The 16,593-nt window shown below is 58.1% G+C and carries 14 protein-coding genes; 11 read left to right on the forward strand and 3 right to left on the reverse strand.

Translation table 11 applies throughout. From position 1 onward, the window contains the following. Window positions 1-2: 2 nt before the first annotated feature. From E6W33_RS07480 to E6W33_RS07500, 5 genes are all read left to right on the forward strand, one after another. The gene (locus E6W33_RS07480) at window positions 3-1,094 is read left to right on the forward strand and encodes a 4Fe-4S binding protein (RefSeq protein ID WP_136416006.1); all 1,092 of its coding nucleotides are present in this window, start codon (window positions 3-5) and stop codon (window positions 1,092-1,094) included. A 9-nt stretch (window positions 1,095-1,103) separates the two neighbouring features. Then, window positions 1,104-2,075, forward strand: a complete 972-nt coding sequence (gene moaA, locus E6W33_RS07485; RefSeq protein ID WP_136416008.1) for a GTP 3',8-cyclase MoaA — start codon at window positions 1,104-1,106, stop codon at window positions 2,073-2,075. A 26-nt stretch (window positions 2,076-2,101) separates the two neighbouring features. Further along, window positions 2,102-2,503, forward strand: a complete 402-nt coding sequence (locus tag E6W33_RS07490; protein ID WP_136416010.1) for a hypothetical protein — start codon at window positions 2,102-2,104, stop codon at window positions 2,501-2,503. Between the two features lie 138 nt (window positions 2,504-2,641). Then, window positions 2,642-4,663, forward strand: a complete 2,022-nt coding sequence (locus tag E6W33_RS27800; RefSeq protein ID WP_282183684.1) for a methyl-accepting chemotaxis protein — start codon at window positions 2,642-2,644, stop codon at window positions 4,661-4,663. After that, window positions 4,663-5,076, forward strand: a complete 414-nt coding sequence (locus E6W33_RS07500) for a rhodanese-like domain-containing protein (RefSeq protein ID WP_211097257.1) — start codon at window positions 4,663-4,665, stop codon at window positions 5,074-5,076. The genes E6W33_RS27800 and E6W33_RS07500 overlap by 1 nt, the downstream gene beginning before the upstream one ends. A 168-nt stretch (window positions 5,077-5,244) precedes the next feature. Here the strand turns inward: E6W33_RS07500 and E6W33_RS07505 are convergent, their stop codons facing one another. From E6W33_RS07505 to E6W33_RS07515, 3 genes are read right to left on the reverse strand one after another with little or no spacing between them, the layout of a single operon-like run. Continuing rightward, complete coding sequence (locus tag E6W33_RS07505) at window positions 5,245-6,597, reverse strand: sigma-54 dependent transcriptional regulator (protein ID WP_136416012.1); 1,353 nt, start codon at window positions 6,595-6,597, stop codon at window positions 5,245-5,247. Further along, the gene (locus E6W33_RS07510; RefSeq protein WP_136416014.1) at window positions 6,594-8,048 is read right to left on the reverse strand and encodes a HAMP domain-containing sensor histidine kinase; all 1,455 of its coding nucleotides are present in this window, start codon (window positions 8,046-8,048) and stop codon (window positions 6,594-6,596) included. Before E6W33_RS07510 ends, E6W33_RS07505 begins: the two co-directional genes overlap by 4 nt. Window positions 8,049-8,058: 10 nt before the next feature. After that, window positions 8,059-8,943, reverse strand: coding sequence for a PhnD/SsuA/transferrin family substrate-binding protein (locus E6W33_RS07515; RefSeq protein WP_136416016.1), 885 nt, complete (start codon window positions 8,941-8,943; stop codon window positions 8,059-8,061). A gap of 132 nt (window positions 8,944-9,075) precedes the next feature. On the opposite strand from E6W33_RS07515, the gene E6W33_RS07520 reads away from it, so the two are divergent. The 6 genes from E6W33_RS07520 to E6W33_RS07545 all read left to right on the forward strand — a co-directional run bounded on the left by E6W33_RS07520 (window position 9,076) and on the right by E6W33_RS07545 (window position 16,568). Beyond that, on the forward strand, window positions 9,076-10,236 hold the full coding sequence (locus E6W33_RS07520; protein WP_168798565.1) for a 4Fe-4S binding protein: 1,161 nt from the start codon (window positions 9,076-9,078) through the stop codon (window positions 10,234-10,236). A gap of 95 nt (window positions 10,237-10,331) precedes the next feature. After that, a complete protein-coding gene (locus tag E6W33_RS07525; RefSeq protein ID WP_136416020.1) occupies window positions 10,332-12,866 on the forward strand; it encodes a molybdopterin-dependent oxidoreductase in 2,535 nt (844 codons plus the stop codon). Window positions 12,867-12,886: 20 nt separating this feature from the next. Continuing rightward, window positions 12,887-13,663, forward strand: coding sequence for a 4Fe-4S dicluster domain-containing protein (locus tag E6W33_RS07530; protein ID WP_211097258.1), 777 nt, complete (start codon window positions 12,887-12,889; stop codon window positions 13,661-13,663). A gap of 12 nt (window positions 13,664-13,675) precedes the next feature. Further along, window positions 13,676-14,953, forward strand: coding sequence for an NrfD/PsrC family molybdoenzyme membrane anchor subunit (gene nrfD, locus E6W33_RS07535; protein WP_211097259.1), 1,278 nt, complete (start codon window positions 13,676-13,678; stop codon window positions 14,951-14,953). A gap of 63 nt (window positions 14,954-15,016) precedes the next feature. Then, window positions 15,017-15,838 (forward strand): molecular chaperone TorD family protein, encoded by an 822-nt coding sequence (locus E6W33_RS07540; protein ID WP_136416022.1) that lies wholly within the window; start codon window positions 15,017-15,019, stop codon window positions 15,836-15,838. 61 nt (window positions 15,839-15,899) lie between these two features. Further along, window positions 15,900-16,568, forward strand: a complete 669-nt coding sequence (locus E6W33_RS07545; RefSeq protein ID WP_136416024.1) for a Crp/Fnr family transcriptional regulator — start codon at window positions 15,900-15,902, stop codon at window positions 16,566-16,568. The last annotated feature ends 25 nt before the right edge of the window (window positions 16,569-16,593 follow it).

Raw genomic sequence — 16,593 nt, forward strand, 5'->3', positions numbered from 1 at the left:
CCATGGCAAGCCTTCCCGAATTCCGCGCTTCCCACTGCACGCGCTATCGTTTTCGCTACAGCCAATGCCGCCGCTGCGCCGACGCTTGCCCGTACGACGCGGTCACCTTGTCGGAAGAAGGCATCCGCATCGATCCGTCGGCGTGCCGCAATTGCACCTTGTGTGTTGCCGCTTGTCCGACCGAAGCATTGCATGCCGCCGAATTTCCGCGTATCGACATCCTCAAACGCGCCGCCAATAAGCCCGCGCTGACTATTGCATGCGCTCCTTCCGGGCTCAAGGGCGACGAAGTGGTGCCATGCCTGGGCACGATCGACGCCGCGATGCTGACCCACCTGACGAGCCGTGGCACAGGCGTGACTCTTGCCGGCACACAGCACTGCGCTACTTGCGAGCATGGAAAACATGCCGCACGCCAGCTGGAGCTTCATCTGGAGGCGGTGGCGGAATTGAAGACGGCAGCGGGCAGCGACAGCTGGGCGGAAATCACGGTGTCTGCAACACTGCAAGCGCGGCCAGGAAAGCCGACGCATAGCGCGGGACGCCGCCACCTGTTCCGACGCCTGATTGGACGCGGTGTCGATCAGATCGCGCGTCCGGTTCAAGAGAGCGACGAACCATCGGCGCCGCTCAAGGCAATCCGCTTTGCTCGCCAGTTTTCCACTGCCGGCAGGGAAGTGCTGCAGGCGGTGCTGGAACAGGCGCCGCAGGACGCGGAAAGGGCGCTGCCCGTGCATCCGGCCATTTTCGCCGCGCAAGTGGAGAAGCCGGACGGCTGCACCGCCTGCGAGGCGTGCGCGCGTGCCTGTCCGACCGGCGCCGTTCAGGTCAGGGAAAGCGGCGTCGGCTGGGAACTGGCATTCGAGTTCCAGCGCTGCGTCGGCTGCAGCGTGTGTGTCGAAGCGTGTCAGCCGCGAGTCCTGCAGCTGGCGCACGAGATCCGTCACTGGAAGGCTCCGGAACCGATGGTGCTGCACCATCTCTCCAAGCAACGGTGCAACCGCTGCGACCGATTCTTTGTCTCGCATGAGCCGGCCGACACGTGCCAGGTATGTACCGGCGATGACGAGGATTTTACGGCGCTCTTTGGCTAGGACCCGACGATGCTATATGACGGCTTTGGACGCGGAATCGAATACCTGAGGCTATCCGTTACCGATCGCTGCAACCTGCGTTGCACCTACTGCATGCCTGAGGAATGTGCCGGCGGCGAGGAGCCAGCCAACTGGCTTAGCTTCGATGAAATCGAGCGTGTGATCGGTGCCTTCGCACGCCTTGGCGTGCACCGGGTGCGGCTGACCGGCGGCGAGCCGACGTTGCGAAAGAACCTGCCGGAACTTGCAGCGCGCCTCTCGTCTTTGCCGGGGATTGCAGACCTGTCTCTGTCGACCAACGGCACGCAGCTGGCGCGGCAGGCCAAAGCACTACGTTCCGCAGGCGTCACGCGCCTGAACGTCAGCCTCGATTCGCTTGATCCCAGGCGCTTTGCCGAAATTGCCAGGCGCGACGCGCTCGACATGGTACTGCGCGGCCTGGCCGTTGCCCGCGAAGCGGGTTTCGGTCCGATCAAAATCAACATGGTCGCCATGCCGGGCGTCACCGACGCCGAGATAGACGACATGGTGGCCTTCTGCATCGATCGGCAATTTGTTCTTCGCCTGATCGAGGTCATGCCGGTTGGTTCCGCAGGCAGAAATGCCGGGACGGTCCGGCTCGGGCCGATCCAGGAACGCCTTCGCGCAAAATTCGGGCTGGTGGATGGCATCGTCCGCGGCGCCGGTCCGGCGCGATATCTCGTGTCGCCGGACGGGCTCTTCCAGATCGGCTTCATTACGCCGATCTCACAGCATTTCTGCGAAACGTGCAACCGTGTGCGCATGAGCGTGGACGGCGTGATCTACCTGTGTCTCGGACAGAACGACCGCATCGATTTGCGCACACCGCTTCGTGCCGGATGTTCGGATGCGGAGCTTGAGGCGTTGATGGTGGACGGCATACGACGCAAGCCATTGCGTCATGATTTTGAAGAGCACCCGCTGCGTGTCGTACGCTTCATGTCCGCGACGGGCGGCTGACATCATTTGGAAAGGAAAAGATCGTCATGGAATGGGAATTTACGCCGGATGATGTCGTGCGGGGACACGTCGACTATGGCCTTTCGGAGTTCCGTCGCGACTTGCTGGAAGAGTTTCGCCTCAACCTGCCCAGCGAAAAGCAGCCAGCCGAGCTGGAACGCCTGTTCGCGATTGTCTACGACATGTGCTACTGGTTGGCGACGGGGCGCGAATTCGATGAGTTCGAGCGCGAGGTGGGCGCCGACCCCTATCTCAGCGGCTTTTTGCGCCTCGTGTATAGGCATTGCGAGCCCAATGTGACGATGCTCGGCGCAATCTTGCAGCGAGTGATCATGGATAACGTGGAGGCGGGAATGCCGCTGGAGGCAGCGCTTGAGGCGGTTGCATCCCGGCATACGGAGATTACGTCCATCCCGATATCAATTTGACCGGTTGAACCGGCCAAGCGGGCACGGCCATGCGGTGATCGACCACCATCGCATGCGACAGGAAATGGTGACACTTCCCGGTGCGCGGATACGCCGCCCATGTACGGATTGCCGTCCATAATCGCAAGGAGAAGATGAATGCGCTTCGAGAACCTCAAGCTGCAGTGGAAGTTGATTCTGATCGCCGCGCTGGTGTTCTTGCCGATCATGGGGGGAGGAACGGGGTACCTGTTCTACCAGACGTATCTGCTGGAGGTCAAAACAGCACTGGGCGGATTGATGAATTTTGTCGACGCCAAGCAGCAGGGAATAATTCGCTTCATCGGGCAAAACGAAAAGCTTGCTGCGCAATTGGCTAATTTGGCAGGCGACGCAGACCCGGCCATGTTGCGGCGCCATTTCGCCAAAGTGGTCGAAACCGACGTCTTCGATCCTGCCAACCATCCCTTTAAGGATGAAATCGCCGCCCGAAAACGGCGCATCGCCACCAGGCGCGTCTACCATGCGATCGATCTGGTGCGCGACGGTAAGATTGCGGTTTCGTCCGACCCTGGAAGAGAAGGCAAGGATTGGACCCGCAAGCTGGATCTCAAGACCGGCTATTCCGATGTCTGGATGGATGGCGAAACGCCGGTGCTCAGCTTCACCGCCGAAGGTGCCGGCGGCACCGTCTACGTGCATGCCGACGCACGCATGCTGACATTGATTGTCAATGGAGAGATCGGCAACCTGGAGCGCGGCATGGGCGCATTCTATCTGGCCGGGATAGGCAAGACGTTTGACTACTACATTGTGAACAAGGATAACGTCATGATCACCGCGTCGCGACGTGATCCCGATGCGATATTGAAGCGGAAAGGGAGCGAATACCCCTGGAAGGCGACGCAACAAGACCGCTCGCTCAATATCGTCTGCTCTTCCAGCGGGACTTATGTCACCAATACCCAATGCGTGACCGGCTGCCGCGAAACGATGGGCAGCTATAAAAGCCAGGATGGCACTGAAATGCTCGGGGTGTCGATGCCGTTCTATGATTCAGGCTGGACCATCGTGGTGGAACAGGAAGCTGCGGAACTGCTGGCACCGCTGTTAAAGCTGGGTTATTTCATCGTCGGTTTGTGCTCGGTTCTTCTCCTGGCGGCATTCATTGCCTACAGCTATGTCATTAACAGGCACGTGGCCAAGCCGCTTGCCCGCCTGACGTCGGCGATCGGCGAAATATCCACTTCTGATGGCGGATTTGACCTGTCAAACCGGTATGGCACCAATACCGAAGAAGAGCTGGGCGCGATTTCGGAAACGTTCGATGAATTGCTGACTGCCCTTGCGCGCATCGTCTCCGACGTACGCCAGAGTACGGTAACCATTGCCACCGTGTCTGCCGAGCTTGCGACGGGCAACGCCAGTCTGTCCTCGCGCACGGAAGAGCAGGCGAGCACGCTGGAAGAAACCGCGTCGTCCATGGACACCTTGCTTGGCACAGTCAGGAAAAATGCCGAACATGCGCAGGAGGCCAATCAATTGGCTATCTCCGCTTCAGAAATCGCGGTTCGCGGCGGGGACGTAGTGGCGAAAGTCGTTGACACCATGAGCCTGGTAAAGACGTCGTCGCGAAAAATGGCGGACATTATCGGTGTCATCGACGGCATCGCATTCCAGACCAATATCCTGGCGCTCAATGCCGCAGTCGAAGCGGCGCGCGCCGGCGAGCAGGGCCGCGGCTTTGCTGTCGTGGCAGCCGAGGTACGCAACCTGGCGCAACGTTCGGCAGGGGCTGCCAAGGAAATCAAGGCGCTGATTGACGAGGCAGCGGAAAAAATCGACGCCGGCGCCGGCTTGGCCGATCAAACCGGCATCACTATGCATGACATCATCGAGAGTTCCAAGCGAGTAACCGATATCATGGGCGGCATCACCGCTGCCAGCTTGGAACAGACATCGGGTATCGAGCAGATCAATCAGGCGATAGCGCAGATGGATCAGGCTACCCAGCAGAACGCCGCGTTGGTGGAGCAAGCGGCGGCAGCGGCGGAATCCTTGCGCGGTCAGGCTGGCCATCTGGCGCAACTGGTCAGTGTCTTCAGATTGGAGAGGGAACGCAAGGCGATTGGCCACAATGGAAGGCCATATACAGAAATCTCCAGAGAGGGAAACCGTTGATGAACACGTTACGCGAGAGGGCGCTGGGCATGTTGATCGCCTTTAGCCTAAGCGGCGTGCTGTGCGCGCCTGCGCATGCCGTTGGGCCCCAAGTTCACGCGATCGACGTGGAGCAAGGCCGATTCATGGCCAGCCAGGGGGCCTTGTTGCTGGACGTGCGGGAACCCGAAGAGTATGCACAAGGCCACGCGCCCGATAGCATCTTGATACCGCTCGGGCAACTGCAAAGCCGGCTGGAGGATATCCGTGCGTTTGAGCGCAAACCGATCGCGGTGATCTGCCGTTCTGGCAGGCGGTCTGCGCAAGCGGCACGCATGTTGAGCGAGACGGGCTTTACCGAGGTTTTTGACGTTCAGGGTGGAATGAATGCATGGGAAAGAGCGGCTTTGCCGATCGTCAAGGTCGAAAAATAGCGTGATGGAGCAGGGGAACTGGTCTGGGAGTTCAGCGTTTTGGCAGCGACAGGGGGCCAATTGTTGGGAGGCGATGGGCGTGAGCAGAACTTGCATCCCATTCGGCCTGCGCAGCATGCAGTAGGTCAGCTAATTCACGATGCTCTATTTGCGAGAACGGGCTATCGCTCAGCTGCTCTTGCCGGAAACCTTCTTCTGCTCTGAAATGCCAAGCTTGTGCATCTTCTCCCATAAGCTTTTACGGCTGATTCCCAACGAGGCGGCAGTCTCGCCGATTTTCCCTTCGTTGCTTTGAAGCGCCAGCTCGATATAGCGTTTTTCGCAAGAATGCAGGTATTCATTTAAGGTGTTCTTGTACACATCGACCGTGTTGTCGAAGCGGATCGCCGATTCAAACAGCGAGGCCGGGGTAAGTACGGGATGATGAGAAATGATGGATGCGCGCTCGATGCAATTCCGTAGTTCTCGGACATTGCCCGGCCATGAATAATCCAGGAGTGCCTGTTCGGCCAAAGGATGAAGCGTGCGTCGCGGCGACCCGGGCTCCGTCATCGAGTCCAGAAAGAATTGCGCGAGCCAGAGTATGTCTTCCTTTCGTTCGCGCAGAGGCGGGATCGGAATGTGAATCACATTGATACGGTAATACAGGTCTTCGCGAAACGCGCCGTTTTCGACCATATGCAGCAAGTTCTGATGTGTCGCGCATGTCAACTTGATATCGACCGGGATTTCTTCCTCGCCGCCTACCCGTGTGATTTTTCGTTCCTGGATCGCCCGCAATAGCCGCACTTGCATCGGAAAGGGCATGTCCCCGATTTCGTCCAGGAACAGCGTTCCGCCGTTGGCTTGTTCAAAAAAACCCTTCTTGGTCTTGAGTGCGCCGGTGAACGCGCCTTTTTCATAGCCGAATAATTCGGCTTCCAGCAGGGTTTCGGTCAAGGCGCCGCAATTGACTGCGATGAACGGCAGCTCGTTTTTCGGGTCGCGCAACCGGTGCAACGCACGTGCGACCACTTCCTTGCCGATTCCGGATTCGCCGGTTAAAAGGACAGAACCGGCACGGCTGGCGATACGGGGCAGCATTTCGGCAATATGCCGCATCGCCGCTGAGATACCAAGCATCGGCGCATGTTCCGTGCGCGGACGCGAGCGTTCGCAAATCGACTTGAGCTTGGAGAGCAGCATTTCGACATCGAATGGCTTGGTCAGATAGTCTTCCGCTCCCAGCCGCAAGAGCCGGACGGCGCTCTCGATGGCGCCATGGCCGGTGATGAACATAAATGGCGGCAAGGGCGTTCCATTTTGCGTCAACTCTGAAAACAACTGTTCGCCATCTATGTCCGGCAACCGGATGTCGCTGAGCACCACGTCGTAGGGCTTGCTGGTGATCGATGGAAGCGCCGACCGGCCTGTTTGAAACCAGTCGCACGCAAATCCTTCAAGGTCAAAGCGATCGGCCAGCGCTTCACCCATGATGGGATCGTCTTCAATCAGGCAGATACGGTACACATGGGTATTCACACTGTTGCTCCAAACGGTATATGAACTGCAAAGCGGGTAATGTCGTCATCGCCTGTAACGACAATGCGTCCTCCCAGTGTTTGCATAATCTGATAGGTGACCCACAGACCAAGTCCGTGCCCGGACTCGCGGTGTGTCACGAACGGTTCGAACAGCCGCTCACGCTGCGCCTGGGTGATTTGCTGGCCGTCGTTGCCAACCTCGAACATGAGCTCCTTGTCGTCGAGAGCGATGTTGCACCAGACGATGCCGCGCTCGTTCGCCGCCTGAACCGCGTTGAGCAAGAGGTTGATGAAGATCTGGCGCAGCAGGTTGGCAGGCAAGGGGACTTCCTGGGCGAGGCTGCCCCGATAATCGATTTTCAATGATTTCTTTTGAGCCTGAGGCTGAATCAGCGTATGGATGTCCTCGATGTCATGGGGCGACAAATTGCGGCTGTTGACGCGCGCCTCGACCAGAAGGGCAGCAACGGTCTCCTTGATTTGCAGGAGTCCGCGTTCAATCAGGGAAATCGTCTTCAACGTACGCGGATTGCCGTCGCCATGGTGCTTGAGTGTATTGATCGCGGTTAGCATTCCACCTAACGGGTTGTTGATTTCATGTGCTATGCCGGCAGTCAGTTGGCCGACGGCTGCCAGCCGCTCACTGCGCACCATCTCTTTTTCCAGAATGGCTTTCTCGCGTAATGCGCCAAGCATCAGCTCATAGGCGTCGAAAAGTCTACCGAGTTCATCGCGATAAGGATATAGGGCTGGATCAAGGTCATCAGGTAATTCATTGGCGCCAAGTCGTTCCATGCGCTCGGTCAGTTGTGCCAGCGGAACCGCCATGCGGCGTCCCCAGTACCAATTTAACGGCAGCAGCACGGCCATGATGATCAGACCGATCAGACTGACACGCCACGCACTTTCGAAAAAGCGGCGCATGAGCGCGGAACGGGAATAGACCAGCACCAGTGTGCCGAGCTGAGTTTCCTCATCGGCAATCGGAATGGCGAAATAATAATGCTCCTCTTTCTTGAGTTCGAGAGCATGCGCTAACTTTTTATCGTTGTTGGGAAGGCGGGTTGCGAGATCGGCATAGTCTGCGCCGAGCCGCGCAAGGTCGGCCAGCATCGGCATGCGTTCCGGTTGTGTTGAAACGATCACCTTCCCGCCTGTATCGATCACCAACAACTTCTCGGCTTGCATGGGGTTGGTCCGTTGTATGCCGCGGAACGGGGCATCGATCAGTTCGTAGGCGCGCCAGACATCCTCGTGCAGCAGCGCGGGGAATAACGTACTGGCCACAGCGCGTCCCAGGCTGTCCGCACTTGCCGCCATGTCCTGCTCCAGGTCGTCATACATGCGAAACAGCAGGGAAGCAGAGATCGACAGCGCGGTCACGACGATCAGCAGCCCACCCCAGAGCGGAATCTTGCTGCGAAAACTGAGGTCGAAAAAGCTCTTCATGAACGGCAACCTATTCTTCGCCGACAGCACGCATCATTTGTTCCACTCGCTCGTACATCTGTGCGGCTCCTGGCGTAAAGCCATCGAGATTGAGGCGCTTGAGTAATGCCGCTCCTTCGACATCCGTGGCCATGTCGAGTAACACGCTCTGAAAGGCATTAAAGTCGGCTTCAGACGCCGACCAGTGCGCGACAAAGGGCGGGAAGCCGAATTCGGGTGATTTTTCGACAATGCGGGTTTTCGCGGTGAGCTCGGGCTTGATGATTGCCAGCGTCTCCCACACGAAGCTGTCCACTGCTCCGGCTTGCGCCAGTCCGATTGCCACCGCTTCCACCACTTTGCGATGCGAGTGCGTAAAGAACGTCTTGCGAAAGAACGTCGCCGGGTTTTCCCCGAGCTGCAGCAAGACGTAGCGTGGCGCCAGGTATCCGGTGTTCGAATAGAGATCCGCATACGCGAACACGCTATTCCTTAGTTGTTTGATGGAGGTCGTGTGCTGGTCATTGGCCGAAACCAGCAGGTAGGAGCGATAGTAGGGGCGACCATGATAAACGGGCACGGCCAGCAATCGGGCCTGCTTTTTCAGATGCAGGTAGGGATAGTCGCAGATCCACGCAAAATCGAGTTGCTCCTGCCTCAGCAAGTCCATCGTTTCGCGGTAGCTGTCGCGCTGCACGAACCGCACAGAACGACCAAGCTTTTTTTCAAGATAGCGCCGCCACTCTTCCAGCAACCCGTGCTGATCATTGAGGAATGCCGGCGTCAATCCGATCCGAAGTGGTTTTACATCGCTTGTCCATGCCGCCAGCGGCCAGCACAGTGTTGCAACGCCGCCGGTGAGCGCTTGTATTAATCGGCGTCTTGTTTTCCGAGTCTGGTTACCGATTCGTAACATCAATTGCTCCCATTTGATCAGATGTCACCCAATGGTAACCATTATAGCGCTATGGTCTTCCGGTTCTGCAAGGTCAGGCATGACACCTTGTTACGGAAGAAACATTGGCTCGATTCTTGCGAAATGATAGCCATGAATTCCACCGACACTTCCTTCGCAAATCCTGTGCCGGAGCGTTACCGGCCCTTTGAAGGTGAGGCACGCCTTCTCTTTTGGCGCGACGCCTGCGTTTCCGCGCGCAGCGCGCCGGATGCGTGCCGACGCTGCGAAGAGATTTGTCCCGCCGCTGCTTTAAGCGTGCGAAATGACGGTCCGGAGATGCTTGCTGCTTGCCTTGGTTGCGGTCGTTGCGCCGCTTCTTGTCCGACTGGCGCATTGGCAGTCAAGGGCTTTAACAACGCTAAGTTACCGAACGGTAACGCGGTATTGCACGTAGAGTGCTGGAAAGTGCCGCGAGCGTTGCATCGCAGCGATACGATCAGCGTTCCTTGCTTAGGTGGTATCACGCTGCCGCAGTTGCTTGGCTGGGCCGCAGCCGCCGCCGACAGGAAAATCCTCTTTGTGGAGCATGACTGGTGCAGCGCCTGCAGCGCGGGCGGTGTACGCCACCCTGGAAACGCGGTGCTGCAGCAGGCGAATCGCATGCTGGAGGCATGCGGCCGCCCGCCCGCCACACTACCGGCATGGGCGTCGCATCCCATACCGCTCAAGCTGATGCCTCGCGAGATTCCACCGCCCGTGGCTGCGGAAGCGATTGGACGGCGCGCTTTTTTCCGCAGGTTCGTACATGAAGTGGCGGCCAGCATGCCGGCGCCACCTGCCGCTCCGGCGCCCATCAAGCCATTGCGACGCAAGTTATCGTGTCCCATGCCCGCGCAGGAGGAGGTGCATGCGCTACTGGTTCAGCTCGCCGCCCACTATGGACATGCATCGCCCGATGCGCTGCGCCCAGTGCTGAAAATTTCGGAGGGGTGTCAGCACCATGGCGTCTGTAGTGGCGTGTGTCCGACCGGCGCGATTGCGATGTATGACGAGGCGGATGAAATTGGGATTGAATTCGATCCCGATATCTGTATTGCATGCGGTCTCTGCGCGCGCTCCTGTCCCGAGAGTGCAATCACGATCGATGCGCAGGGCGGCAGCTCCGGCATTCAGCGGCTGACACGCTATACATCGGTTGTTTGCACCAACTGTCATCGTGAATACGTAGGCGATGAGAACAGCAAGCTGTGCCCAGCCTGCACAAAGCAGCGAACACAGGTGCGAAATCTCTTTGGCACGTTTAATGCTTAATTCCTTTCAGGAAACGATTTATCCCGCGCATAGATTCTCAAAAACTGAGGGCGTTATGCGTTATCGAGCAGCTCTATTATTTAGAAGGGGAAAACATGTCTGACTCCATTTTGAATCCGAAACTGAGCCGTCGCCGGTTTCTGCAGGCGACCGGGGCGGCGGGGGCGGTTGGCGCCGTCGGACTTGGCATCTCGCAGGGCGGCCTGACCACGATCGCCAAGGCGCAGGCACAACCGGTTGCGGAGAAAAGTGCCGAAACGGCCATTACCAAGAGTTTCTGCGGCCAGTGCCCGGCGCGTTGCGGGATTGACGTCTATACCACCAACGGCCGGGTCCATGCGATCTTCGGCACGCTGGACAATCCGCTCTCGAATGGCAAGCTGTGCCCGAAAGGCCATTTCGGCCAATACCTGCTGTACGATCCCGACCGCTTCAAAGGCCCGATGAAGCGTACCAATCCCAAGAAAGGCCGGAACGAAGATCCGGGCTGGGTGCCAATTTCCTGGGACGAGGCGCTCAATATCGTGGCCGGCCGCCTGAACGCCTTGCGCGACAAAGGTGAATCGCATCGTTATGCCACAATGACTGGCCGGGGCTGGGGCTATACCGATGTGGGGCTGTTGCAGGAGTTCGGCAAGCTGTATGGCACGCCCAACGGGGACCTGGGCCACTCCTCGATCTGTTCCGACGCCAGCGAAACAGTCAAGCATTTCATGGATGGCCACCACTCGTATAGCGCCTACGACTATGCCAATACCAATTACTTGCTAGTGTTCGGCGCCGGCTTTCTCGAATCCTTCCGCCCCTTCAATGCAAACATGCAGAACTGGGGAAAGATGCGCACCAAGCCCGCGAAAACCAAAGTCACCGTGGTCGACGTGCATGTCGGCACCACCGCCGCGGCGGCCGATCGGATGCTGTTGACCAAGCCCGGCACTGACGGTGCACTGGCGCTGGCGATTGCCCACGTGATCATGACAGAAGGCTTGTGGGACAGGGACTTCGTTGGTGATTTTCTGCCGGTGACACAACCCGCCGACCCTGCGGCGCCGCGCCTGCCTGATCCGAAATTCGAGACAGGCAAAGTTGTCGATATCAATAGTTTCAAGGAAAAATGGACTGTCGGCGTGGCCGAATGGTGGAACCTGGTGCTCAAGGACTGCACCCCGGAATGGGCGGAGAAAATCACCACGATCCCCGCCAAAGACATCCGGGCCGTCGCGCTAGAATTCGGCTCAACCAAGCCGGCGGTAGCCTTGTTCGAACGCGGCGCTTCCGCGCATACCAATGGCGTCTATAACGGCATGGCCATTCACGCCCTCAATGCGCTGACCGGCAACATGTTTGCCAAGGGCGGCATCCGCGGCTACCAGATGAAGACCGCATGGGCCAAGCTGCCGATCAATGTCGACGACTACATGGACGACTACGCCAAGTCGCCGGATCGCAAGAAACCGCGCCAGGACGGCGCCAAGAGCGCCAAGTGGCCACTGGTGAAGAACATGCGGCAGGAGAGCGCCATCAACCAATTGAATGGCGACCCGTACAAGCTGGATACGGTCATTTTCTATATGACCGGGCCGGTTTTCTCGGGGCCGGACTGCACCAAGTGGGAAGAGGCGATGCGTCAGATGTACGTGATCGATACCTCTCCGTATCCCGGTGAAACGGCGATTTTTGCAGACCTAATCCTGCCTGATAATACGTACCTGGAACGTCTGCAGATTGCCGACACCTACCCGTACGAAGGCTACCCGATCTCCATGATCCGTACGCCGGCGATCAAGCCCTTGTACGACACCAAGTCTTTCGGCGACGTCATCATCGAAGTCGGCAAGCGCATCAAGGGACCGACCTCGGAGTATTACAAGAAAATCGGCAACACCGAAAACATTATCAAGTGGATGTGCGAGGGCTTCAAAGACAAGCCGGGCGACAATGGTGTCAACGACTTCGAGAGCTTCAAGGCCAAGGGCGTCTGGTACCGCAAACCCTATGTCTACCTGCAAAAGAACGGGGTGTTTTACGAGTGGGACGGCAAGGGATACAACAAGGTGCTGACGCAGGAAGAGGTCAAGGAAAAATTGTTGCCCACCCCGACGGGAAAATTCGAGATCAAGGTGTCCGAACTCGAGCATCATGCCGACTATGTGAACAAGCATTTCGGGTTGTCGGCCGAACTCGCGCCATTCCCGCAATGGATTGAGCCTAAGCACCCGGGCGGCGGCGACCTACACCTTATTTCACCCAAACTCGCCGCGCAGGCGGAGGGGCGCGGGGCCAATCTGCCGCACGTGTCGGCGATGATTCAGCCGACGCAAGGCGGCAACCGCAATGTCTACCTCGAAATCCACCCGGAGACTGCGAAAAAGCGCGGCATCGCCGATGGCGACCGGGTCCGCATCAAGAACGAAGTCGGCCAGATCGAGGCCCTCGTCCGCGTGTACAACGGCATCCGACCCGATACTGTCGCGCTGCCGATGATTCACGGGCATTGGGCGCAAGGACGTTGGGCCAAAGCGCCGCGCATGCCGTCCGGCAGCCCCAACGAGCTGGTGGCCAATGTGTCCGAACCGCTTTCCGGACTGGCTTGCTTCCATACCGGCAAAGTGTTCGTCGAAAAAATCTAACGAATTAAGGAATCTCTATCATGGCTAAGTGGGGAATGGTCATCGACCTTGAAAAATGCACCGGCTGCCAGGCATGCACCATCGCCTGTGGCATGGAAAACAACCGGCTGCCCGGCGAACATTGGCAGGACGTGATTTTCTTTAACGAAGGCGAATACCCGAGCACCCAGCTCAAGTGGTTTCCGCGTCCGTGCCAGCACTGCGAGAAGCCGTCCTGTATTGCGGTGTGCCCGACCAAGGCCACCTACAAGAACGAGGATGGCTTCGTTCTGATCGACTGGAACCGTTGCATCGGTTGCAAGTACTGCATGGTCGCCTGTCCATACGGCGTGCGTTTCTATACCGAGGAAAAGCCGAATTACGGCGGCCCGGACATGAAGCAGGTCTTCAAGAGCCAAGACGCGCATTCGTGGAGCCCGCCCTGGAAAATGCCCGATGCGAAAGAAGACTGGGCGCATGGCGTGGGCGTGCAACCGCACGATGTGGTGTCGAAATGTACCTTCTGTTACCACCGCGTCAGCAAGGCGCCGAAGGGAACCGCCGATCTCGATCCGAGCAATCCGGCGCAGCGCGAATATACGCCGGCCTGCGTGGTGACGTGCGCGCCGAGCGCGCGCTTCTTCGGTGATCTGTCGAACCCGACTTCCGAAGTGTCGAAAATGATCGCCAACAAGAAGGGCGTTCGGCTGCTGGATCAGTTGGGTAACAAGCCCCAGGTGTATTACCTCACCGGAAAAGCCGGCGCTGTCCCGAGCAACCGCGCCAAAGACGACAACGACGGCAACGATAAGGCTTAAGGAGAATAAATCATGATTAGAGAACCCAAGGACTTTGGCGAAGCGTTCCGCGCGCTCGGTGATTTATGGCGCTCGGAGGGTACGATGCGTTTTCTCTGGATTTGCCTTAACCTCGGCAAGCAGCCTTCCGCTGCCGGCAGGTGGTGGTTTGCTTCGCTGTTGGCGCTGGCGGTGAGTTTCGGCTTCGCGATGTATCAGTTGATTTTTGTCGGGCACGCCTCGTTCAATACATCGAGTAACGGGGTGGTATGGGGGCTGCCGATTGCTTCCTACGCGTTCTTCGTCCTGACCTCGTCGGGTCTGACGATGATCGCCTCGCTGGCCACGGTGTTCGGATTCACCCAGTTCTATCCGATCGCCAAGCGCTGCATATGGATTGCGATCATCACCCTGATCGCTGGCTTCTCCCAACTGATACTTGAGCTCGGGCATCCGTTCCGCCTGCTCTGGGCGGTGCCTACCGGACTGCAGGTGATGAGCCCGATGTTCTGGATGGGCGTGTTTTATTCCATTGACCTGTGCCTGCTGCTGGTGGAGTTCTATCTGCTTTGGCGCAAGGATTGGGATAGCCCGTTAAGCCATATGGTCGCCCGTCTCGGCTTCATCGCCGTGATCCTGGCCTCCGGCATGCTGGGACTGGTGTTTGGCTCGATGGCGATGCGTCCGATGTGGTATGGGTCGTTCACTTCGATCTTCTTCATGTTGACGGCGGCGTTGTCCGGGGCTGCGGCAATCGTGCTGACCACCTATATGGCATATGGCTTCGACCGCAACAAGATGCCGGCCAGATTGAAGGAGATGGCGTCGGGACGCGATCTTCCGATGTTGTTCGCCACGCTGATCGGCCTCACGCTGGTCATGATCCTGACGCGCTTCTGGACCGGCTTGTGGAGCAATCTCGACGGCCTGGAAGGGTTCAAGGCGCTGGTCAAGAATCCTCTATTCCATATCGAAGTATGGTTGTGCTTCGGCGTGCCGTTCCTGCTGATGATCTCCAGGTCGATGCAGCGCGATCCCAGCAAACAAATTCTGGCGGCTGCGTTGGTTCTGGCGGGCCTGTTTATCAATCGCTATGAATTCATCATCGGCGGACAGATGGTGCCAATGTTCAAGGGAACGTGGGCATTTAGTGTCGCACCTTATGTGCCGTCCGTTACGGAATGGGCGCTGGCGGTGGTTGGCATCGGAATTGCGCTCGCGTTGTACGCGCTTGGTGAAACGCTGTTCGAGCTGAGTGATACGCATCCCGAGTCTGAGATGCTGCCCGAAGGGAAGATGGTTCATTCTTGATCCATAGGGCAATTTTCCGGCGGGGGATGGAAGAAATTTCCCGCCGGCTTTCCGAGACAATCCATGAATACCATAGAAATAGCCGATTCCGTCTGCCATATCCTGGCCAATGCCTTTATGCCGCCGGCGTCGCCGGGCATTCTGCACGCGTTTAGAACTGACCTCGCGGAAGATCTCGCCGCGCTCGCCGAGGAGGAAGCGCTGGATATCGGGAATCATGTCGCCGCGTTGCGCGCTGCGTTAAGCGTATTCCAGGACGACGAGGCGCTGCTGGTTCACTACAGCCGCCTGTTTCTGGTGCCACCGATGCGGGCGCGGCTGAACCTTGGGTGCTATCTCGACGGCTCGCTCAACGGGCCAGCGATCGACGCAATCGAATACCTGCTGGGGCGCTATGGCGTCGGAAAACAGGAGGATTTCCGCGATCTGCCCGATCACGTCTCTTGCCTGCTTGAGTTTCTGGGGATGTTGAGCGACATGCCGGAGACGGATGCAGACCGGGTGCAACTGGCGCAGTACTTCCTGCTGCCGGGATTGACGTCAATGACACAAGCGATCGAAGAGGACGGCGATGTCGATTCGCCGTATTTGCACCTGGCGCGGATCGCGCTCACGCTGTTGCAACAAATGTTCCCCGCCGATGAGGCAACGCGCAACGATCGACGCGAGAAGCGCAGGAAGGCACGCCTGGATCTGAACAAGGGCATATGGCGAAATTGCGGTGCCTGCGGCAAGCCCTATGCACGGGAAAAGGAAATCCAAATCATGGCCAAGGCGTTGCAACTGCAGGGCCTGCCTGCCGAGCACCTTAGCATCTGTCCTGACTGCCGGAGCGGATCGCAAAAGTGGTTTTCTCCAGGTCACAACACGTGTGCAGGAGGGTGATCTTTTCTGAACGTTAGGGGGATTGAACAAGCCATCGTTTTGCGCATGCTGAGGAGGCACCATGCAGGAGATAAAACGCATCCTGTCCGAGACGCCGCTTTTCCAGTCGCTGAGCCCGTATCAACTAGGCATGATCGCCGCCGGGGCGCGCGTTATTCATGCCACTGCCGAAACCTCCGTGATATGTCCCGGAGATGCAGCGGACGGTATGTTCGTGATTGGAGATGGGCAAGTCAGAATCGGGTTTGAGCTTTGCAATGGCGGTGAAAGGATTATTGCGATCCTGGGGATGAAGCAATGTTTCGGATTAGGCGAGATGCTGCTGGAACGGCGGTATCTGACGTTCGGACGGATGACGCGGGATTCGGTGCTGTTGCATGTCAACCGACCATGCATCACTGCGGTCGTCAGAGAGAACTTCGCGTTCACGCATGCCTTGCTGTCGCACCTTGGAAACCAGTTCCATGCGCTTTTGCGCGACATTGAAAGTCATGCGCTGCATAGCGCGAGACAGCGCATCGCAGACTATCTGTTGCGGCAACAGCGTCAGGCGCCCGGTGACTGCATCGAGCTGGTCGCCTGTAAGGCATTGATTGCGGCGCGACTCAGCCTGGCGCCGACGACCTTCTCCCGGGAGTTGCAAGGGCTTTGCGGCGAAGGCGTGATTTCCGTGGCGGGGCGGCGAGTGAGGATACTGAATGAAGAAAGAATGCAATCTTTGCTGCAGTAAGCGGCAAAGTGACTTGAAATTGAAA

This window comes from Herbaspirillum sp. ST 5-3 (genome assembly GCF_004804275.1).
Classification (GTDB): Bacteria; Pseudomonadota; Gammaproteobacteria; order Burkholderiales; family Burkholderiaceae_D; genus Noviherbaspirillum.